The sequence below is a fragment of the Streptomyces sp. NBC_00076 genome, assembly GCF_045041235.1.
GTDB lineage: Bacteria > Actinomycetota > Actinomycetes > Streptomycetales > Streptomycetaceae > Streptomyces.
The window spans coordinates 1,337,359-1,357,871 of sequence record NZ_CP108242.1 but is presented as its reverse complement, the minus strand read 5'-3'; the positions used below and the strand labels follow the sequence as shown (position 1 = coordinate 1,357,871).

Here is a 20,513-nt window from a genome sequence, read left to right as displayed (position 1 = left end):
CGCCCGCGCTCCCCTGTAGCCGCACCACGTGAGGAGCCACGTGTGTACCCGCCCCTGCCCCCACCCCTCACATCCCGGCGTACCCTGCTGCGCGGCGGCCTCGGTCTCGGCGCGGCCGGCGCACTGGCCGCCTGCGGAGCCGAGAGCACCACGGCCCGCACCGACGGAGACGTGACGCTGTCCCTGTGGACCCACGACCCCGGTTACCAGGCCTTCTTCACCAAGGGCATACCGGCCGCCGACCGGGCCACCGACTTCCGCTACCACCTGGACGTCACCCGCGCCGGAGCCGCCGACCTCGTCACCAAGCTGCTCGCGCAGGCCGTCGCCGGGCGCGGCACCCCCGACACCATCGGCTTCGAGATCGGCAGCTTCACCCGCATGCTGCGCGGCGACATCGCCCCGCGCCTGCTGCACGACTTCACCCCCGACATCGCCGCCGTCCCCGGCCTGGAGGAGGACCTGCTCCCGGCCCGCACCGCCCCCTACAGCCAGGACGGCAGGGTCTACGCCCTCGACTCCGACACCCCGATGGTCGTCTACTACTACCGCGACGACCTCTTCACCGAGTACGGCATCCCGCAGGACACCCAGACCTGGGAGGAGTTCGCCGAACTCGGCGCCCGCACGCACCGGGACCACGGCGCCTCCCTGTGCGTCGTCAGCACCGCCGGGAGCGATGTCGGCCAGCTCGTCGGCTCCTTCCAGATGCTGCTCTACCAGCGCGGCGGCGCCTTCTTCGACGCCGACCAGAACCTGGTCCTCGACTCGCCCGAGGCCGAGGAGGTCCTGCGCTTCCTGTGCGAGGGGCTGCGCACCGGCTTCGTCGTCGACGTCTCCGACTACTACGGGGCCTCGATGCAGACCGCGCTCAAACAGGGCAAGGTCATCGGCCTGCCCATGGCCATCTGGTACAAGAACTACGGCCTGATGCCCAACGTGCCCGAACAGAAGGGGAGATGGCGGATCAGGGCACTGCCCCGGTTCACCGACGACGGCAGGGCGACAGCCGCCCTGGGCGGCACCGGCTTCGGCGTCCTGACGGACAAGGCCAACACCCGCGCCGCCACCGAGTTCCTCCTCGCCACCTGGCTCACCCACGACGGCCAGGTCCGCCGCTTCACCGAGACCGGCTACCTCCCCACCCGCCGGTCCGTCTACGAGGACCCCCGACTCAACGCCGTACGCGACGAGTTCTGCGACGGCCAACGTCTGTTCAGCCTCTACCGCACCCTGCTCCCGGACGTGCCCGCCGTCCACCAGAGCCCCGACCAGTCGATCCTCTTCGACGTGCTCGCCGGCAACCTGCTGCGCGCCTACCACGGCGACCTGACCCCGCGTCAGGCGCTGAAGCAGACCGCGGCCGACTTCCGCGACCAGGCGGGACGTTAGGAGGACACACCACCATGACCACCGCCCTCACCGGAAAAGGGGTCGGCCGCCCGGCACGCACCGCGCGTGAAACCGGCGGCACGGCACCCACGGCCCGCCCGAAGCGGACCTGGGCTCCCTACCTCTTCATCTCGCCCTTCTACGTCCTCTACGTCCTGTTCATGCTGGTCCCCGTCGGAGTCTCGCTGTGGCTGAGCCTGACCGAGTGGGTCGGCCTCGGCACCCCGCGCTGGGTCGGCCTGCGCAACTACCGGCTCCTGGCCACCGACATCAGCTTCCACCGGGCCCTCGGCAACACCGCCGTCTTCGTGCTGGTCGCGGTCTGTGTGATCGTCCCGCTCGCCCTGCTGATCGCCCAGGCACTGCACACCCGTGGGCTGCGCGCCCGCGACCTGTGGCGGACCGCCTACTTCGTGCCGATCGTCGTCTCCCCGATCCTGGTCGCGCTCGTCTTCGGCCTGTTCTTCGACCGGCAGTTCGGCCTCCTGAACTCCGTGCTGCGCGCCCTGTTCGGCAGCGGCGGCGTCGACTGGCTCGGCGACCCCGATCTGGCCAAGGTGAGCATCGCCCTGGTCATGATGTGGCGCTGGACCGGCTACCTCACCATCTTCTTCCTCGCCGGACTCCAGGCGGTACCACGGGAGTTGTACGAGGCCGCCGCCCTCGACGGCGCCGGACGCCTGCGCACCTTCAGCACCGTCACCCTGCCGGCGCTGAAGCCGGTGACGGCCTTCGTCGTCGTCACCTCCTTCATCGGCGCGGCCCAGATCTTCGAGGAGCCGTACCTGCTGACCGGCGGCGGGCCGGCGGAGTCGACGCTGTCGGTGTCGATGTTCATCTACCGGGCCGCCTTCCAGCGCCAGCAGTTCGGTTACGCGGCCGCCGCGGCCGTCGTGCTGTTCGCCCTCGTCTTCGGGCTCAGCCAGCTCTTCAACCGCGTCCTCGGCATCGGGAGGGCAGCCGCATGAACACCGCCGGCACCAGGAGCGGGCGCGCCCTGCTCCACATCACCCTCAGCCTGCTGCTCCTGGCCTTCCTCACCCCGCTGCTGTGGGCCCTGAGCGGTTCGTTCAAGCCGCGCGGCGACATCTTCGGCTACCCGCCGGACCTGTTCCCCGATCCGTTCACCCTCGACAACTACCGCACTCTCCTCGCCGAACAGCCCTTCGTACGCTGGTTCCTGATGAGCACGGTGGTGGCGGTCGTCGCCACGGTCGTGTCGGTGTTCGTGTGCGCCCTGGCCGGCTACGGCTTCGCCAAGTTCCGGTTCGCGGGCAGGACACTGCTGTTCAACGTGATGTTCAGCTCGCTGTCCATCCCGTTCGCGGTGATCCTGGTGCCGCTGTTCGTGATGCTGGTGAAGACCGGCCTCGGCAGTCCGTGGTTCGCCCTGATCGTGCCGTGGGTGGCGCCCGCGTTCGGGATCTTCATGATGCAGCAGTACATCGTGCAGTCGATCCCCGACTCGGTGCTCGAAGCCGCCCGCATCGACGGGGCGAGTGAGTTCGGTATCTTCCGGCGGATCGTGCTGCCGCTGCTGCGGCCGTCCCTCGGCGCGCTCGCCGTGTGGCAGTTCCTGCAGAGCTACAACAGCTTCCTGTGGCCGCTGGTGCTGGTCACCGACAGCTCCCAGTACACCCTGCCGCTCGGCCTGCAGACCCTGTTCGTGTCGGAGAACCGCCAGTACGACCTGGTCCTGGCCGGCGCCGTGCTGGCCGTCCTGCCCGCCGTCGCCCTCTTCGTCGTCCTGCGCAAGCAGCTCCTGGAAGGCCTGTCCACGGGCGCCGTCAAGGGCTGACCGAACCTGACGATCCCTCATGCACCTGATTGGAGAAGGATGTTCGAGCTTCCCCGCCGCGTTCTGTTCGGCGCCGCCTACTACCACGAGTACCAGCCGTACGAGCGGCTCAAGGACGACCTCGACCTGATGGCCGAGGCCCGCTTCACGGTGATCAGGGTCGGCGAGTCCGTGTGGTCGACCTGGGAGCCGGAGAACGGCCGCTTCGACCTCGACTGGCTGCAGCCGGTCCTGGACGGCGCGCACGAGCGGGGCATCTCGGTGATCCTCGGGACCCCGACCTACGCCGTCCCGCCGTGGCTGGCCCGGCAGTACCCCGAGATCGCGGGGGAGGGACGCACGGGTGAGCGCATCGACTGGGGCGGCCGCCAGGAGGTCGACCTCACGCACCCCGCGTTCCGCTTCCACGCCGAGCGGATCATCCGCAAGATCGTCGCCCGGTACGCCGACCACCCCGCCGTGATCGGCTTCCAGGTCGACAACGAACCGGGCCTGCACCTCCTGCACAACCACGGCGTGTTCCAGCGCTTCGTCGACGAACTGCGGGCGCGGTACGGGGATGTGGAGACCCTGAACCACGAATGGGGCCTGGTCTACTGGTCGCACCGCCTGTCCACCTGGGCCGACCTGTGGACCCCGGACGGCAACGCCCAGCCGCAGTACGACCTGGCCTGGCGGCGCTTCCAGGCGAAGCTCGTCACCGAGTTCATCGCCTGGCAGGCCGACATCGTGCGCGAGTACACCCGCCCCGGCCAGTTCGTCACCACCTGCATCTCCTACGACCGCCCGGCCGTCGAGGACGACAAGCTGACCGAACGGCTCGACGTCACCGCGGGCAACCCGTACTACACGATGCAGGACGCCCTGGAACTTCCGGACGCGGGCGGCGTGAGCCAGGACTGGACGACCAACGGGACCTGGGCGCTGTACCGCAGCGCCGACCGCATGTACGCCTCCCGCCAGGAACCCTTCCTGGTCACGGAGACCAACGCCCAGGCCATCAGCTACCCCTGGAACAACCGCCCGGCCTACGACGGCCAGTGGCGGCAGGCCGCCTGGGCGCTCGTCTCGCGGGGCGCCTCGATGATCGAGTACTGGCACTGGCACACCCTGCACTTCGGCACCGAGACCTACTGGGGCGGAATCGTGCCCCACAACGGCAGGCCCGGCCGCGTCTACCGTGAACTCGCGGCCCTGGGCGCCGAGTTGGAGAAGGCCGGCGACCTGGTGGCGACGCTCACCCCCGACGCCGACGTGGCCTTCCTGTACGACGGTCCCAGCAAGTGGGCGCTCCAGGCGCAGCCACCGCTGGCCACCCCCGACGGGGGCCCGGACGGGCGGTCGTACGAGAGGGTCTTCGACGCCTTCTACCGGGGCGCCTTCGACGCCGGCCTTCAGGCCCGCGTCCTGCACCCCGGCCAACTCGCCGACGGCACGCTGCCCTCGGTGCTGGTCGTCCCCGCGTTCTACGCGGCCGACGACGACACCCTCGACCGGCTCAGGGCGTACGCCGAGGCGGGCGGCCACCTCGTGCTCGGCCCGCGTACCGCCTACGGCGACACCGAGGCCAGGGCCCGCACGGACGTCCAGCCCGCGCGGCTGGCCGAGGCGGCCGGGGTCACCTACGACGAGTTCAGCAATCTGGCCGCGGCGCTCCCGGTGACCGGCACAGCAACCCTGCCCCTGCCGCCCGGAGCCGGGGCCCTGCACTGGGTGGACGGTCTCCAAGCGCAGGGAGCCGAGCAGTTGGCGACCTACGAGCACCCGCACTTCGGCCGCTGGCCCGCCGCCACCACACACCCTCACGGCAGCGGACGGATCACCTACGTCGGTACCGTCCCCGACGCAGCCTTCGCCCGCGCCCTGTTCGCGTGGGCGGCCCCCGCCGACCCGTGGCGGCCGTCCCACCCGAGCGTCACCTCGGCCTCGGCCACCGCACGCGACGGCCGCCGCGTGCGCTTCCTGCACAACTGGTCCTGGGAGCCGGCGTCCGTGCCCGTGCCGAGGGCGGTCCGGGATGTGCTCTCCGACACGGAGTACGCGCGGGAGGTTCCGCTCGGCCCCTGGGACGTCAAGGTGCTCACGGACGAACTCCCGTAGGGCAGCCGCCGCTTGGTGAGATCATCCGGGCATGGAAGACGAGATGATCGCCGTTCCGGCCGGCCGGGTCACGCTGTCCGACCGGCGCACCGAGCGACGTTGGGACGTGCGGCTCGCGCCCTACCGGCTGGCGGCACACCCGGTCACCCAGGAGCAGTACGCCCGGGTGACCGGCGGCCGCCCGAGCACCACGCCGGGGGAACGGCTGCCCGTCGAGGGCGTCTCCTGGTGGGACGCGATCCGGTTCTGCAACGCCCTGTCCGAGCACGCCGGACTGCCGTCGGCCTACCGCCTCTCCGCCGACGGGGAGGACGCCGAGTGGGACCCGGACGCCGACGGGTACCGGCTGCCGACCGAGGCCGAGTGGGAGCACGCCTGCCGCGCCGACACGACCGGACCGCGCTACGGGCCCCTCGACGAGATCGCCTGGTACCGCGGCAACGCGGACGAACGGATCCACGAGGTCGGCGGCAAACGCCCCAACCTCTGGGGCCTGCACGACATGCTCGGCGACGTCTGGGAGTGGTGCTGGGACCTCTACGACCCCGAGGTCTACGGCAGTTACCGGGTGCTGCGCGGCGGCGGCTGGTTCGACGAACACTGGAGCTGCCGGGCGTCGGTCCGCCGCCGCAGCCACCCGACGTTCCGCGTCGACGACGTGGGGTTCCGGGTCGCGCGTTCCGCGGCGGGCAGGTCCTGACCGAACCAGGGGTTGAGTGCCGAGGACCGAGATCACCGCTGCGCGGCTGCGGGCCCGACCCCGCGCATCCGACGCCGCCGGATTGTCAGACCCGCCCCCTAGCATGCCTGCCATGACCGATACCCAGCTCGACCACGCCCGGCCCGGGCCGCTCACCCGCCTCCGCGTCGAGCAGTCGGAGCTGACGGAAGGACTTCCGGACGACCCGGTCGGCATCTGCGCCGCCGTGCAGAGCCTGTTCATCCAGCCGTTCGACGCCGTCCCGCTCGGCATACCCGACGCCAGGATCGCTGAGAAGGACATCCGCCCGGTCAGCGAACTGGTCTCGGCACTGACCGCCCTCGACCCCGCTCCGCTGCACCGGGCCCGGCCACCGGAGAAGCGGGTCGTAGGCAGCTGCCGCCACTTCGCGACCCTGGCCTGCGCGCTGCTGCGCGCCAGGGGGGTACCGTCCCGGGCCCGCTGCGGCTTCGGCACCTACTTCGTGGAGGGGCGCGGCGCCGACCACTGGGTCACCGAGTACTGGCACGACGCCGAGCGACGCTGGGTGCGAGTCGACACGGAACACCTGGGCAAGGGGTTCGTCGAGCGTCACGAGGACCTCGCGCCCGGCGAGTTCCTGACCGGCGGTGAGGCCTGGCAGCGGTACCGCGCCGGTCTGATCGACCCACAGATGTTCGGGGTCGTCGGAACCGAACACGCCTGGGGTCCCGCCGAGATCAGCGGCAACACCGTCCGCGACCTCGCCGCGCTGGGCAAGCGGGAGATGCTGCCCTGGGACGAGTGGGGCCGGATGACCGAGGCCTACGAGGGCAGCACCGGAGCGGAGTACGACGAACTCGTGGACCGAGTGGCCGAGACCTGCGCCGCCGAGGACCAGGCGGCCCTGACCCGGCTGTTCGCGCACGACGAACTGGCGGTCCCGCAGGGCATGGTCGGCTGACCGCGTCCGCCACGGGAGTCGATCAGATCACTGCGCCGGCGCGCAGCGCCGCGATGTCGTCGTGACCGCGGCCGAGCTCCGCGAGGATCGCCTCGGTGTGCTCGCCGACCGCCGGTACGGGGTCCATCCGCGCCGGGAGTCCCGCCAGGTCGGCCGGCGGCAGCAGCGCCCGCACCCGTTCGCCGCCGGGTACGCCCACCTCTCGCCAGCGGTCACGATCCGCCAGGACCGGGTGGTCGAGGAACGCGGCCACGTCGTTGACACCGGCACACGCGATGCCGATGCCCTCCAACTCCCCGAGGATCCGCTCGGCGTCGGAGCGGGCGACGCGCTCGGCGACGATGCCGTTGAGCTCCTCGCGATGGGCGACCCGGTCGGAACCGGTGGCGAAGCGCGGGTCCTCGGCGAGCTCGGGGCTGCCGAGGAAGCGCGCGCACAGAGCGATCCACTCACGCTCGTTCTGGATGGAGAACAGCACGTCCTTGCCGTCGGCGGCCGTGAAGGCGCCGTAGGGGGCGATGGTGGCGTGCTGGGTGCCCAGGCGCGGGGGCTGGGCACCGCCGTACAGGGTGTAGTAGGCGGGCTGGCTCACCCACTCCGCGAGCGCCTCGAACAGGGACACCTCCACCGGATGTGCCGTGCCGGTGGTGGCGCGTGTGTACAGGGCCGTGAGCACACCGCTGTAGGCGTACATACCGGCGGCGATGTCGGCGACGGAGATCCCCGTCCGGGCGGTCTCCTCGGCGGTCCCGGTGAGGGACACCAGGCCGGTCTGGCACTGCACCAGCAGGTCGTACGCCTTGCGGTCGGCCCAGGGTCCGGAGGTGCCGTACCCGGAGATCGTGCACGGGATCAGCCGGGGGTGCCGGTCCCCGAGAGCGCCGACGCCGAGCCCGAGGCGGTCGGCCGCGCCCGGGGCCAGGTTCTGTACGAACACGTCGGCGCCGTCCAGGAGTTGGTGCAGGATCTCGCGGCCCCGGGGATCTTTCAGGTCAAGGGTGAGGGACTCCTTGGACCGGTTGAGCCAGACGAAATAGCTGGAGTGTCCGTGGACGGTCGTGTCGTAGCGGCGGGCGAAGTCGCCGTCACCGGGCCGCTCCACCTTGATCACCCGGGCGCCGAGATCGGCGAGTTGGCGGGTGGCGAAGGGGGCGGCGACGGCCTGCTCCAGGCTGACCACCGTGATCCCGGACAGGGGACGCTGCGGGAGGCTCATGGGGCCCATTTGTACGGGCGCGTTGAAGACGCTGTCAACGGCATCCATCCCCGCTGACCTGTGCTTTTCCCGGAGCTTCCAGGGTCGCGGGCTGGTGCGCCGCGTCGGCCGCGCACGCCAAGAGCCAGGTACGCACGCCTGAAAAGTGCGGCCGCGAGGCGTGTGATTCCATGGTGACCATGAAGGCCATCGCACTGCAGAAATACGGTCAGGACCTGGAACTGGTGGACCATCCGGAGCCCAAGGTGGCCCCCGGCGAGGTACTCATCCGCGTGAAGGCGGCCGGAGTGAATCCGGTGGACTGGAAGCTGGCGGAGGGATACCTCGACCCCATCATGGAGGTGCGCTTCCCGATGATTCCCGGCTGGGACGTGGCCGGAGTCGTCGAACAGGTCGGCCTGGACGTCGATGAGTTCGCGCCCGGCGACGAGGTGTACGGCTACATCCGCAAGGACTGGGTGCAGCTCGGCTCCTACGCCGAATTCGCCGCCGCCCATGTACGGATGCTCGCCCGCAAGCCCGCTTCCCTCAGCTGGGAGGAGGCCGCGGGGCTCCCGCTGGCGGGGCTCACCGCCTATCAGTCGATCAAGCGGGCCGGGGTCGGCGCCGGTGACACCGTCCTGGTCCATGCCGCGGCGGGCGGTGTCGGCATGTGCGCCGTCCAGATCGCCGCCGCCCTCGGTGCCCGGGTCATCGGCACCGCGAGCGAGCGCAACCACGACTTCGTACGCGGCCTGGGCGCGGAGCCCGTGACCTACGGCGACGGACTCGTCGACCGGATCCGCGAGGTGGCCCCGGACGGGGTGGACGTGGCCCTCGACTTCGTGGGCGGGGACGCGGTGGACGTCTCACGGCAGGTTCTGAAGAGCCCCGAGCGCCTTGCGTCGGTCGTCGACGCGGCCGCGGCCGAGTCCGGCGGCCACTACGTGTGGGTGCAGCCCGACGCGGCCGGCCTGACGGCACTCGCGGAACTGGCCGACCAGGGCCGGCTCTCCGTGACCGTCGCGCGGGCACTGCCGCTCGCCGAGGCCGCGGAGGCCTGGCGCCTCAGCCGCGAGGGCCACACGCGCGGGAAACTGGTGCTGACGGTCGGCGAACGCTGACGGCCGTTTGAACGGTGCGGCTTGGCGCAGGTGAAGGCCGACCCATGCTGAGGGCCGACCCATGCTGCGCGCCGGTGCGTGCTGAAGGCCGGCGCGTGCCGCGCATTGGTGGACGGCGAGGCCGGGGGAGCGGTGACGCGGGAGGAGCGTTGACGTTCCGTCGGCCTCAGGCCGGCGCGCCGAGCATCTCCACCCCGAGCGTCTCCACCGCCCGTACGAGCGGGGCCAGTTCGGGGTTCTGCGCCGCCTGGTCCAGGGCCTCGCGCAGGGCGGCCGCGTTCGTGGGGCGTGCCTCTCGGAGCAGCTCGAGGCCCGCCTCGGTGACGTCCGTGTGTCTGCCGCGGCGGTCGGTGGGGCACAGGTAGCGGGAGAGCGGTCCGCGGTCCTCCAGCCGGGTCACCAGGTGGGGAGTGCTCCCGCACACTCGAGTTCCGGTGACGGTTCCCGGTGACCGCCGGTGCGCGGGTCACGGTCGCGCCAAGTGCCGCATCGTCAGGGCGAGATGGAGTCGGATGCGGCCCTGAGGGGTGCGTACCGGCCAGCCGAGCAGATGCTCGGCGTGGGTCAGGCGGTCCTGGAGCGTCGAGTGGTGGACGTTGGCCTCGGCGGCGGCCGCGCGCAGGCTCGCCGTCGAGGCGACCGCGTGCAGGGTGGGAAGCAGCCAGGGCGCGGACGCGGCGGCCGCGTCCAGGTCGCGGACGTCCGGCGGCGGTTCGGCGCCCGGTGCGACCAGGTCGGCCAGCAGGGCGACTCCGCCGAGCTCGTCGGCGTACACCACTCGTTGGCCCGGATCCTGGGCGGTGCCGTCGGCGGTGAAGCGCAGGGCGGTACGGGCCGCGGTCCAGGAGCGTGGCAGGTCGAGCACCGGGACGGCCGGGCCGACCCCGAGGCGGCCTGCGGGCAGTGCGGCGTCCGGGTGCGCGGGGACGATCCGGGGTCTCCCGTCGCCGGGCGCCAGCGCGCGGGCGGGTGCCGCGGGGTCCAGGCCCAGCCCGCGGGCGGCGTGCAGGCGGGCCTGATCGGGAGCCGTGGCGTCCAGGACGGTCTCGACGAGCGCGGGGTCGTCGGCGGGGGCCCGGCCCCGGGTGCGATCGAGGACGAGGCGTACGGCGCCGGCGGCCCGCTCCAGGATCACCGCGTCGACGACGCTGGGCCCGGCCTCCGTCCGCTCCAGCCACAGGGCGGGCGGTCCGTCCGGGGTCAGCGCGACGGAGGGCCACCCGGGGTCGGGCGGGCCGCCCAGGTCCCGGCGCGTGCCCTCGGCCTCGACCCGCACCTGCACCCGCCGCTCGGCGTCGACCAGTCGGGCGGGCACCCCGGCCAGCACCGCCGCCCCGCGCACCAGTGCCTCCAGGCCGGCCCGGGACTCGGCCAGCCGGTCGAAGTAGGCGATGACCTGGACGGCGGCACCAGCGTCCGGGTCCAGCGCGGTCAGGCGCCCGGCCAGCTCTTTCATATGCCCATGGTGCGGCATGCGGTCACGTTCCGTGGAGCCCTGCGCTGGGATTCCGTCGGGCGGGCCCGAACGCGCGGTGGTTGGCGGGGCCTGCGGCTGTACGCGTGAGGTGGGCCCGCGGGCCTGCGGCTGTGCGTGCGCAACAGGCCCACAGGCCTGCGGCGCGTAGGTGGCGGAACTTCTCGCCCGCAAGCCTTCGGTCCTACGTCCCCACCGCGCCGCCCCCGGGGCCCATGTGCTCGGAGCCCGACAGCCCGATCCGATCAGGCACCGGCTCCGGGTCCGCCTCCGGCTCCCGTGGGCCTCAGTCGCCCAGCAGCCTCCGCAGCCAGGTCAGGTGGGCCGCGCGGGCCGCCTGTGACAGGGCGGCCTGGGGAGCGAAGCCGTCGAAGCCGTGGAAGCCGCCGGGCCACACATGCAGCTCGGCCACGCCACCGGCCTGCCAGATGCGGGAGGCGTAGGCGACGACCTCGTCCCGGAAGGTCTCCGCGGAGCCCACATCGAGGAAGGCGGGAGGAAGACCGGACAGATCCTCCGCGCGGGCCGGCGCCGCGTACGCGGGTACGTCCGGACCGCCGCGCAGCTCACCCAGCAGGGCCGACCAGCCGGTCTCGTTCGCCGTCCGGTCCCAGACGCCGAGGCCCGCCATCTGGTGGGAGGACGGAGTGTCGTTGCGGTCGTCCAGCATGGGGCACATCAGCAGCTGGCCGATCGGCCGCGGCCCCTTGCGGTCCCGGGTGAGCAGGGCCAGTGCCGCGCTCAGCCCCCCACCCGCGCTGGCCCCCGCGATGACGATCCGCTCCGGGTCGCCCCCTATCTCGACAGCGTGGTCCGCCGTCCACACCAGGCCGGCGTAGACGTCCTCGACGGGTGCCGGATGCGGATGCTCGGGCGCCAGCCGGTACTCCACCGACACCACGACCGCGCCCAGCTCCTTGGCCCAGGCCAGCGGACCGTCCACCCCCACCCGGTTGTTGCCGATGATCATGCCGCCGCCGTGCACGTGGTACAGGACGGGCAGCAAGGACCCGATCGCCCGGCCGACGGGACGGCAGATCAGCAGCGAGATCGCCGGAGCGTTCTCGGGCCCCGGCACCGTACGGTCCTCGACCTCGAAGAACCCGCCCATGGTCAGATCCAGATCGGCCAACATCTGGATGCCCGGGCCCTGGCGGACGGCGTCGATCTCGTCCGGGGTGAGGCCGGGTGACACGACGTCCTTGATCAGATCGAGGGTGGCGGCCAGTTCGGGGTCGAACGGGGGTGGGACATGACTCATGGCGTCTCCTCACGCGAAGCACGGCGGCTCGTGACGCCATGTTCCGCGCATATGCCCTTTTCGGGAGGGCCGCCGTCCGGCGGAAGCTGCCCGCCGTCTGGCGGGTGGGACCATCGACTTCCCGCCAGGCCTTGCCGTGACCTGCTGTTCTTTGCCAGGTCATGGCCTGTTCTTCACCTGCTGTCGGTGGAAGCCGTCGGATGCGCTGACAACGCTGTCGATGCCCCCCATGCATCAGGAGTACCAGTGGACGTCTCTCTCACCGTCTGGCTGCTGACCGTCGCGGCCCTGTGCGCCCTCGTGGCGGCGGATTTCTTCATCGGTCGAAAACCCCATGACGTATCCATCAAGGAGGCGGGCACCTGGACGGTCGTCTGGGTCGTCCTCGCCTGTCTGTTCGGCGTCGGGCTGTTCCTCTATGCCGGCGCGAAGCCCACCGGCGAGTTCTTCGCCGGGTACGTCACCGAGAAGTCGCTCAGCGTCGACAACCTCTTCGTGTTCGTCCTGATCATGGGGAAGTTCGCGGTGCCGTCCCAGTACCAGCAGCGGGTGCTGATGGTCGGCGTGATCATGGCCCTGGTGCTGCGCGCGGGCTTCATCGCGGCCGGAGCGGCGATCATCTCCACGTTCTCCTGGGTGTTCTACCTCTTCGGTGCCTTCCTGATCTGGACCGCCTGGAAGCTGATCCAGGACGCCCGCAAGGATGGCCACGACGAGGAATACGAGGAGAACAAGCTGCTGAAAGCGGTGGAGAAGCGTTTCGGCGTGGCTGACCGATATCACGGCACCAAGCTGTGGATCGAGGAGAACGGCAAGCGTGTCATGACCCCGATGCTGGTCGTGATGCTCGCGATCGGCTCCACTGACGTCCTGTTCGCACTCGACTCGATCCCCGCCATCTACGGGCTGACCCAGGACCCGTACATCGTGTTCACCGCCAACGCGTTCGCCCTGATGGGGCTCAGGCAGCTGTACTTCCTCATCGGCGGCCTGCTGAGGAAGCTGGTCCACCTCAGCTACGGTCTGTCGATCATCCTCGGGTTCATCGGCCTCAAGCTGGTCCTGCACGCGCTGCACGAGTCCGGGGTCCACGTCCCGGAGATCGGCATCCCGTTCTCGCTCGGGTTCATCGTGCTCGTCCTGGTGGTCACCACGATCACCAGCCTGAGGGCGTCGAAGAAGCAGGAGGCCGCGCAGGCACAGGGCGGGATCTGACGGGCGGCCGTCTCATCCCGATCTCGGTTCAGGCGCCTGGAGGGGCTGGACCGCGAGCGGTATTCGCCGGCGATGAGCGGGAGCGGGTCGACCTGACGGGCGACGCGAAGGGGCCGGGGTTCGCGGAACGCCGCGGACCTGCCGCGTAGCGCGAACTCCGGCCCCTCCCGGGACCTCGGGGCACGGATCAGGCGGCAGCGGTGCCGTCCGCGTGGCCGTGCAGACGGGTGACCACCTCGGTCAGCTGCGCGGCGACCTCGGCGTCGTCGGCCGGGTGGGTCTCGGCGAAGCGGGTCACGGAGCCGGGGATGGAGAGCTTGATGTCCTCGATCACCTTGGCGCCGGCGATGCCCACGGCCTTGCGGGTCTCGTCCTGCGCCCAGACACCGCCGTACTGGCCGAAGGCGGTGCCGACCACGGCGGCCGGCTTGCCGCCGAACGCACTGGCGCCGTACGGCCGGGACAGCCAGTCGATGGCGTTCTTCAGAACGGCCGGGATGGTGCCGTTGTACTCGGGCGAGAACAGCAGGAAGGCGTCGGCGGCCTGGGCGGCCTCACGCAGCTTGGCCGCAGGGGCCGGGACACTCCCCTCGACGTCGAGGTCCTCGTTGTAGAACGGGATGTCGGCCAGGCCCTCGAACAGCACCACGTCGGCGCCCTCGGGAACGAGCTTGACTGCCGCCTCGGCGAGCTGGCGGTTGTGCGAACCGGCGCGAAGGCTGCCGACGAGCGCGAGGATGCGAACAGACATGCGAAACTCCAAGGGGCTGAAACAGTGCCGTTACGATCCGGGCCGAGGTCCGTTTAACGTTGTAGCACCCGAAGCGGACCGAGGTCCAGTTTTCTCCCCGATGCTTTACGCTGGCGTCATGTCCGCCTTTCCGCCCCCGTTCGCCGAACCGCAGTGGTCGGCCGCCGCACCCGAGTTGCTCCAGCTCGGCGGCGTGGAGGACGAGCCGTCCCTGCGTGCCGACGCCGCCCGCAACCGTGCCAGACTGCTGGAGGCCGCCGCACGACTGGTTGCGGAGCACGGGGCGGCCGGAGTGACGATGGAGGCGGTGGCGACCGCGGCGAACGTCGGCAAGGGCACCGTCTTCCGCCGGTTCGGTGACCGTACGGGCCTGCTGACGGCGCTGCTCGACCACTCCGAGAAGAAGTTCCAGGCCGCCTTCCTCAGCGGCCCGGCCCCGCTCGGGCCGGGAGCGCCGCCCGTGGACCGGCTGCGGGCCTTCGGGCGGGCCATGCTGCGTCGCTCGGTCGACGAACTGGACCTCCAACTGGCGGCCGAACCGAGCCCGAACCGCCGTTTCTCCGTGCCGCCCCGCGTGGTGGCGCGCGGTCATGTCACCTTGCTGCTGCGGCAGGCGGTGCCGGGCGCGGACAGCGAACTTCTCTCCCACACGCTCATGGGGTACCTGAGTCCTGTCCTGATCCACCACCTGACCCGGCAGTGCGGGATGCCGCTGGAACGGCTGGAGACCGGATGGGACGATCTGGTCGACCGGGTGACGGGTAGACCGGCTGTCGGGCTGTCGGGCTGACGGGTCGACAGTCCGTCAACGTGCTGAGGGGTTGAAGGGCTGACGGTGCGCGGGCGAGCGTGAGGTGCCTGGACCGGTACATGCCCCCGTAACCGATTCGGTCGCGAAGTTCCCCCACTCGAAAGCCCGCGAACAGGTTCTGCAAAGATGCGGTACGTCATGGTGCAGATACCGAAAACACCCACGCCCCCGTCGCCCTTACAGCGTTCCGTGCCCACGAGCGCCGATGTGGCCCGCCTGGCCGGCGTCTCGCGCGCGACCGTCTCCTATGTCCTCAACAACACCAGTGCCGTCCGGATCAGCGAGCCCACCCGCCGTCGCGTCCATGAGGCCGCGAAGGAACTCGGGTACGTGCCGCACGCCGCGGCCCGCAGCCTGCGCGCCGGACACAGCCGGATCGTGCTGATGCCCGCGCCGGACTTCCCGGTGGGCCCGCTCTACGCCCGGTTCCTCGCTGAGCTCCAGTGGGAGCTGGGGCGCCTCGACTACACGGTCGTGCAGTACGGCGCGGTCGGACTCCAGGGCGACGACGCCGCCCGCGCCTGGGCCGAACTGCGGCCGGTCGCCGTGCTGTTGCCCGGCTCCGACCTCGGCCCGAAGGGCGTGACGGTGCTCAAGCGCTCCGGTGCCCGGGCCGTGGTCACGTTGGGGCCCGACTCCGTCGAGGGGGCCCACGCCCTGCTCATGGACCACGAGGCCGTAGGCCACTGCGCGGGCACCCATCTGTACGCCCGCGGCAGGCGCCGTATCGGTGTCGTCGTACCGCGGGAGGCCGCGCTGGAGTCCTTCTCCGGGCCCCGCCTCCAAGGCGTCCGGGACGCCCTGCGCGGCACGGATGCCACGGTCACCGAACTGCCCCTCGCCTACGATGAGTTGTCCGCCGCCAAGCTCGCCGCCCGCTGGCCCGACCTCGGCCTCGACGCGGTGTTCGCGTACAACGACGAGTACGCGATGCTGCTGATGCGCGCCCTGCTGGACGAGGGGGTCCGGATCCCCGAGGACGCGGCGTTGATCGGCGCCGACGACCTCATGATCGGACGGCTGCTGCGGCCACGGCTGAGCACGGTCCACATCGAGCTTCCGTCGGGCCGCGACCTCGCCGAACTGGTCGACCGTGCGGTACGTGATCCCAGCGCCGCACCCGAGGCGCACAAGGTGCTCGGGGCGTCGACGGTGCAACGCGACTCCAGCTGACGCCGACGGGGTCCACGGCGGGCGTCTCGGGTGCGTCGGGATGCCCCGCACAGGATGGGCACAACTCCGCGACGTGTGATCGGAGCTGTGTCGTGCCCGGGCGCGGCGGGCACTCCGCGTGTGGTGCGACACGACTAAGATGTTGCATGCTCAACCACATGGGAGTGCGGCGCGTGACCACCGTTGCCCCCGTGCGTCCGCCGGTGACCGAACGGAGAGCCGTCATGTCGTTGCTCGACCCCAAGACCTGGCAGTCCCGCACCCTGTCGGGACCCGAACACACCGTCACCGAGCCCGCCACCGGCGACATGCTCGGTACCGTCTCCCTGGCCACCGCCGAGGACGTCGCAGCAGCCGCCGAGACGGCCCGCGGTGCCCAGGCGGAGTGGTCCCGGCTCCCGCACTTCGTCCGGGCCGGGGTGCTGCGCAAGGCCGGCGACCTGTTCACCACGCACGCCGACGAACTGCGCGAGTGGCTGGTGCGTGAATCCGGGTCCATACCCGGCAAGGCCGACTTCGAGCTGCACGTCGCCGCCCAGGAGTGCTACGAGGCCGCCGCGCTCGCCTCCCGCCCGGCCGGACAGGTCCTGCCCAGCGAAGCCGCCCGGCTGTCCTACACCCGCAGGGTCCCGGCCGGCGTGGTGGGCGTGATCGCCCCCTTCAACGCCCCGCTGATCCTGTCCATCCGCTCCGTCGCCCCGGCGCTGGCCCTCGGCAACGCCGTCGTCCTGAAGCCGGACCCGCGCACCGCGGTCTGCGGCGGACTGTCCCTCGCCGCGATCTTCGCCGAGGCAGGCGTGCCCGAGGGCCTGCTGCACGTACTGCCCGGCGGCCCCGACGCCGGCCAGGCCCTGGTCGCCGATCCCCGGATCCCCGTCATCTCGTTCACCGGGTCGACCGCGGCGGGCCGCGCCGTCGGCGAGGCGGCAGGCCGCCACCTCAAGCGCGCCCATCTGGAACTGGGCGGCAACTCCGCCCTGATCGTGCTGGAGGACGCGGACCTGGACGCGGTGATCTCCACGGCAGCCTGGGGTTCCTTCTTCCACCAGGGCCAGATCTGCATGACGACCGGCCGTCACCTGGTGCACGAGTCCCTCTACGGCGACTACGTCGAGCGGCTGGCCGCCCGGGCCGACTCACTGGCCGTCGGTGACCCGCACCGCGAGCAGGTCCACCTCGGTCCGATCATCGACGACGGCCAGCTCGCCAAGGTGAGCGCTCTGGTGGAGGCGAGCACCGCCCACGGCGCCAGGCTGGCCGCGGGTGGCACCCACGACCGCCGGTTCTACCGGCCGACGGTCCTCGCCGACGTCGACGACCGGACCCCCGCGTACGCGGAGGAGGTCTTCGGTCCCGTGGCGCCCGTCAGGTCGTTCCGTACGCCCGACGAGGCGGCCGCGCTGGCGGCGGCGGGCCCCTACGGCCTCTCGCTCGGCATCGTCACCCGGGACGCGGCCCGCGGCCTCGACCTCGCCGAACGCATCCCGACCGGCATCGTCCACATCAACGACCAGACCGTGAACGACGAGGCCGTCGCCCCCTTCGGTGGCATCGCCGCGTCCGGCACCGGTGCCCGCTTCGGCGGCGAGGCCAACCTGGATGCGTTCACGGAGGTGCGCTGGACGACCGTCCGCGGGGATGTGGCGACCTACCCGTTCTAGCCGCCGGCACGCGGCCTTCAGCGGGCACGCGAGCTGTGGGAACGCAAGCTGCGGGAACGCGTATCCGCGGGCACACCGCCCGCGGATACGCGTTCGCCGGCGCACACGCGCCCTCGAGCGGGCACGTGCTCCGGCCCTACTCGCCGTTCTGCTCGGCCTGGGCCTGCTGCTCGGCGACGGACTTGCGGACCTCGTCCATGTCCAGCTTGCGGGCCTGACCGATGACGTCCGTCAGGGCGGCCTCGGGCAGGGCGCCCGGCTGGGCGAACACGGCGACCTGGTCACGGACGATCATCAACGTCGGGATCGACTGGATACCGAAGGCCGCGGCCAGCTCCGGCTGCGCCTCGGTGTCCACCTTGCCGAACACCAGGTCGGGGTTCCCCTCGGCCGCCTTCTCGTAGACCGGCGCGAACTGCTTGCACGGACCACACCATTCCGCCCAGAAGTCGATCAGAACGAACTCGTTGTCCGTGACCGTCTGGTCGAAGTTCTCCTTGGTGAGCTCCACGGTGCTGGTCACTGTTTGGGTCTCCTTCTGTATCGCACTCTCACGGCCTCGTAGGGCCTCGCCGGTGGCGGGCGCCTACCCAGCCGCAGCAACCCCACACAGCCACAGCACCGCGCCGACTCGGGCTATTCCGGCCGCCGGTAGCTGCGCCATGAACGCTGGCGCTCGATTCAACCTCCGGCGAGCCAAAAGTGCTGGGCGTACCGTCGAGATACAACCCATCGCGCGACCCCATGCTCCCCTTCGGGCGGACAGCACTCGCTCCTGTCACACCAGTAGGACCAGTACTAATCCGGTGTCCTGGGCTACCTGCGGCGATACCCGAAAGTGCTTCTGAGCTGGGCAGATCGACTGCGAATGGTTGCGAACGTCGCCCGTCGTTTCTCGTTGCCTGGTGTCCTGAGTGTGTCCTGTGGACACCTCCGACGTGCCTCGCTGTTCAACCCTGCAGCCAGCCTTGAACGCCCTTCATCCCGGACGCCAAATCTGAATGCGGCACGGGTACTTGAGCGCCGGATCAGGGCGTACCGTCGAAACGGACATAGCGCCCATCACCCCCGAAGAAGTGATCACCATGTCCCGCTGCACCATCACCCCTGAGACCGACAACGCCCTGACCGCTATGGCCGTGCTTGCCACGTCCACAGACGACGAGCAGAACGTTCGCGATCTGCGGATGCACCTCACGCGCGACGAGCTGGCCGACGCGCTGGAGACCATCGGCCTGTTCTGCACCATGAAGGCGGACACGCCGCTGGCAGGCATCCTGCGCCGCGCCGTGGCGCCTCAGAGCGGCTCCTGGTAGGCACAGCCCCGCCCAGCGTCACGGGGGATGCGGGCGCATGCTTGGAAGCGAGGGGGGCCGACTGACCCCGCGAAGAGTAGAAGATCGTCATGAAGCACAAGACCGCCAGCATCGCTGTCGTCGCGGCCCTGGCCTTCGGCGGCGGCGCAGCAGCCTTCGGAGGCGGTGGAGACGATCAGGTGTCCCCGACGCCGACACTGACGGGGGTGGAAGGAGTGTCGCCCCCGACGACCTCGCCGCCGCAGACCACGTCACCGCCGCCGCAGACGCCGCGTGAGCTGAAAGCCGGGCAAAAGATCACCGTCACGACCGAGGACGGGCCTGCTCAGATCACTCTGCTGGCTGTCGATAACACCACTGCGATCGGCGACTCGAAGGCGGACGCCGGACAGCAGTACGTGGTTTATTCCATGCAGGTCAAGAACCTCGGCACGACCGGAGAATGGGATACCTCTTGGCTGGAGAGCCCGCGCTGGTCCGGTAGCAACGGGGAAGCGATCAGCCCTGTCTTCGAGGTTGGCCCCGAGGACCCCAAACTGGTCCCTTACGACCCGTTCTCCAGCACGCCCGCCCCGCGTCCCGGCGAGCACATCAAGGCGACCGAGGTACTGGGCGTCCCGAACGTCTCCGGCACGCTGCAGTTCGAGGACAGCAATGGCAACGCCCAGTTCAACATCATCATTAAGTAATTGAGGGTCGTAGATTCGGACTCACGGTTGCCGCCTCTGGCTGAGCCGGTAGATGCCGTACGTGACCCCAAGGATGATGTCCACGGCCGCCCACAAGCCGATGATCAGGCCTACACCAATCGCGGTTCCGGCGTCTCCCGCATCCCGGCACAGCTCAAGCGCATCGCCCGTCAACCCTTCACAGGAAGGGTCGTCGTTAGCTGCGTTTACCCCAGTGATGATCCAGATCAAGAACAGCACTTGCACGCCAAGGAAGATCCACAAAAAGACCCTTCGCCTGGGCTTCTTCGCCTTGGTATCCGGCGTGGGGCGTGGCGGGCCCTCGTCAGGGGGGGGCGCGGCCCCCACTGCGGGTTTGGAGTGTCAGTCATCATCAGCCCCTCCTCGACGAGCGAGGCCAGGCAGCACCTGCATTTTCGTGGACAAATCAACACTACGCTTGGCGGTCTCCCCCAGCCGGAACCTGCTCGACGGCCTCAGCCGCAGCCTGCATCGCCTCGGCCATCTTCACGGCCGCGTCCGCACGCACCATGCCCAGGTGGACGTATGCGTTGCCGCTGTGGGTCACCATCGGGCGCACGCTGCTCCAGACGCGCTCCGGCAGCCCGAGAGCGGCCAGGGCTTCCCGGAGCGCCTCCGCCGCGTCCTCGGCCTGCTTGCGGCCGTCCCGGTAGGTCTGCATATCCATGGGCATCAGTGCACTCCCGAGGCGTGATCGCGGACCTCGGTGGCGTGGCGCGCTGCCTCGGCGATGTTGCCGTGGCCCTCCGCTGCCTTGAGCTGCTTCCAATTCGCTGCGCACACCTCACAGCCCGGAGCAGGCACGCAGTCCAGCAGCCATGCGTTGAAGCCGGTCGGAAGCACTACTGGCGGTTCCTGGGTGGTCTTGTGGCGCGTGGCTGCCATCGTG

Annotated in this window: 20 protein-coding genes and 2 pseudogenes; 13 read left to right on the top strand and 9 right to left on the bottom strand. The window is 70.6% G+C overall.

Translation table 11 applies throughout. The features are described 5' to 3' along the window. The first annotated feature begins 42 nt into the window (after window positions 1-42). The 6 genes from OHA64_RS06260 (at window position 43) to OHA64_RS06235 (ending at window position 6,933) form a co-directional block, all read left to right on the top strand. Window positions 43-1,392, top strand: a complete 1,350-nt coding sequence (locus tag OHA64_RS06260; RefSeq protein ID WP_405609107.1) for an ABC transporter substrate-binding protein — start codon at window positions 43-45, stop codon at window positions 1,390-1,392. Window positions 1,393-1,406: 14 nt separating this feature from the next. Further along, window positions 1,407-2,360: a carbohydrate ABC transporter permease gene (locus OHA64_RS06255; RefSeq protein WP_405609104.1), complete on the top strand. Its 954-nt coding sequence runs from the start codon at window positions 1,407-1,409 to the stop codon at window positions 2,358-2,360. After that, window positions 2,357-3,190, top strand: a complete 834-nt coding sequence (locus OHA64_RS06250; protein ID WP_405609101.1) for a carbohydrate ABC transporter permease — start codon at window positions 2,357-2,359, stop codon at window positions 3,188-3,190. Before OHA64_RS06255 ends, OHA64_RS06250 begins: the two co-directional genes overlap by 4 nt. Before the next feature lie 39 nt (window positions 3,191-3,229). Continuing rightward, window positions 3,230-5,290, top strand: a complete 2,061-nt coding sequence (locus OHA64_RS06245; RefSeq protein ID WP_405609098.1) for a beta-galactosidase — start codon at window positions 3,230-3,232, stop codon at window positions 5,288-5,290. A 31-nt stretch (window positions 5,291-5,321) separates the two neighbouring features. Continuing rightward, a complete protein-coding gene (locus tag OHA64_RS06240; protein ID WP_405609095.1) occupies window positions 5,322-5,990 on the top strand; it encodes a formylglycine-generating enzyme family protein in 669 nt (222 codons plus the stop codon). A gap of 112 nt (window positions 5,991-6,102) precedes the next feature. Further along, a complete protein-coding gene (locus OHA64_RS06235; protein ID WP_405609092.1) occupies window positions 6,103-6,933 on the top strand; it encodes a transglutaminase-like domain-containing protein in 831 nt (276 codons plus the stop codon). Between the two features lie 22 nt (window positions 6,934-6,955). Here OHA64_RS06235 and OHA64_RS06230 read toward each other — a convergent pair whose 3' ends face one another. Next, window positions 6,956-8,149: a CaiB/BaiF CoA transferase family protein gene (locus OHA64_RS06230; protein ID WP_405609089.1), complete on the bottom strand. Its 1,194-nt coding sequence runs from the start codon at window positions 8,147-8,149 to the stop codon at window positions 6,956-6,958. Window positions 8,150-8,328: 179 nt separating this feature from the next. Between OHA64_RS06230 and OHA64_RS06225 the strand changes: the two genes are divergently transcribed. Further along, window positions 8,329-9,252: an NADP-dependent oxidoreductase gene (locus tag OHA64_RS06225; RefSeq protein ID WP_405609086.1), complete on the top strand. Its 924-nt coding sequence runs from the start codon at window positions 8,329-8,331 to the stop codon at window positions 9,250-9,252. A gap of 166 nt (window positions 9,253-9,418) precedes the next feature. On the opposite strand, the pseudogene OHA64_RS06220 reads toward OHA64_RS06225, so the two are convergent. The 3 genes and pseudogenes from OHA64_RS06220 to OHA64_RS06210 form a co-directional block, all read right to left on the bottom strand. Continuing rightward, window positions 9,419-9,667, bottom strand: a pseudogene (locus tag OHA64_RS06220) (MarR family transcriptional regulator); the annotation flags it as partial. A gap of 51 nt (window positions 9,668-9,718) precedes the next feature. Continuing rightward, a complete protein-coding gene (locus OHA64_RS06215; RefSeq protein ID WP_405609083.1) occupies window positions 9,719-10,708 on the bottom strand; it encodes a helix-turn-helix domain-containing protein in 990 nt (329 codons plus the stop codon). A gap of 304 nt (window positions 10,709-11,012) precedes the next feature. After that, window positions 11,013-11,987, bottom strand: a complete 975-nt coding sequence (locus tag OHA64_RS06210; RefSeq protein WP_405609080.1) for an alpha/beta hydrolase — start codon at window positions 11,985-11,987, stop codon at window positions 11,013-11,015. Window positions 11,988-12,233: 246 nt separating this feature from the next. On the opposite strand from OHA64_RS06210, the gene OHA64_RS06205 reads away from it, so the two are divergent. Beyond that, on the top strand, window positions 12,234-13,202 hold the full coding sequence (locus OHA64_RS06205; protein ID WP_405609077.1) for a TerC family protein: 969 nt from the start codon (window positions 12,234-12,236) through the stop codon (window positions 13,200-13,202). A gap of 187 nt (window positions 13,203-13,389) precedes the next feature. On the opposite strand, the gene OHA64_RS06200 is transcribed toward OHA64_RS06205, so the two are convergent. After that, a complete protein-coding gene (locus OHA64_RS06200) occupies window positions 13,390-13,953 on the bottom strand; it encodes an NAD(P)H-dependent oxidoreductase (protein ID WP_405609074.1) in 564 nt (187 codons plus the stop codon). Between the two features lie 118 nt (window positions 13,954-14,071). Between OHA64_RS06200 and OHA64_RS06195 the strand changes: the two genes are divergently transcribed. From OHA64_RS06195 to OHA64_RS06185, 3 genes are all read left to right on the top strand, one after another. Continuing rightward, entirely contained in the window at window positions 14,072-14,743 is a 672-nt protein-coding gene (locus OHA64_RS06195) for a TetR/AcrR family transcriptional regulator (protein ID WP_405609071.1), read from the top strand. 159 nt (window positions 14,744-14,902) lie between these two features. Next, a complete protein-coding gene (locus tag OHA64_RS06190; RefSeq protein ID WP_405609068.1) occupies window positions 14,903-15,937 on the top strand; it encodes a LacI family DNA-binding transcriptional regulator in 1,035 nt (344 codons plus the stop codon). A gap of 224 nt (window positions 15,938-16,161) precedes the next feature. Next, window positions 16,162-17,598 (top strand): benzaldehyde dehydrogenase, encoded by a 1,437-nt coding sequence (locus OHA64_RS06185; RefSeq protein ID WP_405609065.1) that lies wholly within the window; start codon window positions 16,162-16,164, stop codon window positions 17,596-17,598. Window positions 17,599-17,734: 136 nt separating this feature from the next. Here OHA64_RS06185 and trxA read toward each other — a convergent pair. Next, window positions 17,735-18,151, bottom strand: a pseudogene (trxA, locus tag OHA64_RS06180) (thioredoxin); the annotation flags it as partial. A 532-nt stretch (window positions 18,152-18,683) separates the two neighbouring features. Here trxA and OHA64_RS06175 point away from each other — a divergent pair. After that, the gene (locus OHA64_RS06175) at window positions 18,684-18,914 is read left to right on the top strand and encodes a hypothetical protein (protein ID WP_405609062.1); all 231 of its coding nucleotides are present in this window, start codon (window positions 18,684-18,686) and stop codon (window positions 18,912-18,914) included. An 89-nt stretch (window positions 18,915-19,003) separates the two neighbouring features. Next, the gene (locus OHA64_RS06170) at window positions 19,004-19,603 is read left to right on the top strand and encodes a hypothetical protein (RefSeq protein ID WP_405609059.1); all 600 of its coding nucleotides are present in this window, start codon (window positions 19,004-19,006) and stop codon (window positions 19,601-19,603) included. Window positions 19,604-19,624: 21 nt separating this feature from the next. Here OHA64_RS06170 and OHA64_RS06165 read toward each other — a convergent pair whose 3' ends face one another. The 3 genes from OHA64_RS06165 to OHA64_RS06155 form a co-directional block, all read right to left on the bottom strand. Next, window positions 19,625-19,849 carry a hypothetical protein gene (locus tag OHA64_RS06165; RefSeq protein WP_405609056.1) on the bottom strand — a complete coding sequence of 75 codons (225 nt, stop codon included), beginning with the start codon at window positions 19,847-19,849 and terminating at the stop codon, window positions 19,625-19,627. Between the two features lie 187 nt (window positions 19,850-20,036). After that, on the bottom strand, window positions 20,037-20,291 hold the full coding sequence (locus OHA64_RS06160) for a hypothetical protein (RefSeq protein ID WP_405609053.1): 255 nt from the start codon (window positions 20,289-20,291) through the stop codon (window positions 20,037-20,039). 5 nt (window positions 20,292-20,296) lie between these two features. After that, window positions 20,297-20,509, bottom strand: a complete 213-nt coding sequence (locus OHA64_RS06155; protein ID WP_405609050.1) for a hypothetical protein — start codon at window positions 20,507-20,509, stop codon at window positions 20,297-20,299. Between the last annotated feature and the right edge of the window lie 4 nt (window positions 20,510-20,513).

What these genes read in the sequence shown, in the direction of transcription:
- OHA64_RS06255 (WP_405609104.1), top strand. Translation starts at nt 1,407, where the DNA reads ATGACCACCGCCCTCACCGGAAAAGGGGTCGGCCGCCCGGCACGCACC.
- OHA64_RS06250 (WP_405609101.1), top strand. Translation starts at nt 2,357, where the DNA reads ATGAACACCGCCGGCACCAGGAGCGGGCGCGCCCTGCTCCACATCACC.
- OHA64_RS06245 (WP_405609098.1), top strand. Translation starts at nt 3,230, where the DNA reads ATGTTCGAGCTTCCCCGCCGCGTTCTGTTCGGCGCCGCCTACTACCAC.
- OHA64_RS06240 (WP_405609095.1), top strand. Translation starts at nt 5,322, where the DNA reads ATGGAAGACGAGATGATCGCCGTTCCGGCCGGCCGGGTCACGCTGTCC.
- OHA64_RS06235 (WP_405609092.1), top strand. Translation starts at nt 6,103, where the DNA reads ATGACCGATACCCAGCTCGACCACGCCCGGCCCGGGCCGCTCACCCGC.
- OHA64_RS06230 (WP_405609089.1), bottom strand. Translation starts at nt 8,149, where the DNA reads ATGAGCCTCCCGCAGCGTCCCCTGTCCGGGATCACGGTGGTCAGCCTG.
- OHA64_RS06225 (WP_405609086.1), top strand. Translation starts at nt 8,329, where the DNA reads ATGAAGGCCATCGCACTGCAGAAATACGGTCAGGACCTGGAACTGGTG.
- OHA64_RS06215 (WP_405609083.1), bottom strand. Translation starts at nt 10,708, where the DNA reads ATGAAAGAGCTGGCCGGGCGCCTGACCGCGCTGGACCCGGACGCTGGT.
- OHA64_RS06210 (WP_405609080.1), bottom strand. Translation starts at nt 11,987, where the DNA reads ATGAGTCATGTCCCACCCCCGTTCGACCCCGAACTGGCCGCCACCCTC.
- OHA64_RS06200 (WP_405609074.1), bottom strand. Translation starts at nt 13,953, where the DNA reads ATGTCTGTTCGCATCCTCGCGCTCGTCGGCAGCCTTCGCGCCGGTTCG.
- OHA64_RS06195 (WP_405609071.1), top strand. Translation starts at nt 14,072, where the DNA reads ATGTCCGCCTTTCCGCCCCCGTTCGCCGAACCGCAGTGGTCGGCCGCC.
- OHA64_RS06190 (WP_405609068.1), top strand. Translation starts at nt 14,903, where the DNA reads ATGGTGCAGATACCGAAAACACCCACGCCCCCGTCGCCCTTACAGCGT.
- OHA64_RS06185 (WP_405609065.1), top strand. Translation starts at nt 16,162, where the DNA reads ATGTCGTTGCTCGACCCCAAGACCTGGCAGTCCCGCACCCTGTCGGGA.
- OHA64_RS06175 (WP_405609062.1), top strand. Translation starts at nt 18,684, where the DNA reads ATGTCCCGCTGCACCATCACCCCTGAGACCGACAACGCCCTGACCGCT.
- OHA64_RS06170 (WP_405609059.1), top strand. Translation starts at nt 19,004, where the DNA reads ATGAAGCACAAGACCGCCAGCATCGCTGTCGTCGCGGCCCTGGCCTTC.
- OHA64_RS06160 (WP_405609053.1), bottom strand. Translation starts at nt 20,291, where the DNA reads ATGGATATGCAGACCTACCGGGACGGCCGCAAGCAGGCCGAGGACGCG.
- OHA64_RS06155 (WP_405609050.1), bottom strand. Translation starts at nt 20,509, where the DNA reads ATGGCAGCCACGCGCCACAAGACCACCCAGGAACCGCCAGTAGTGCTT.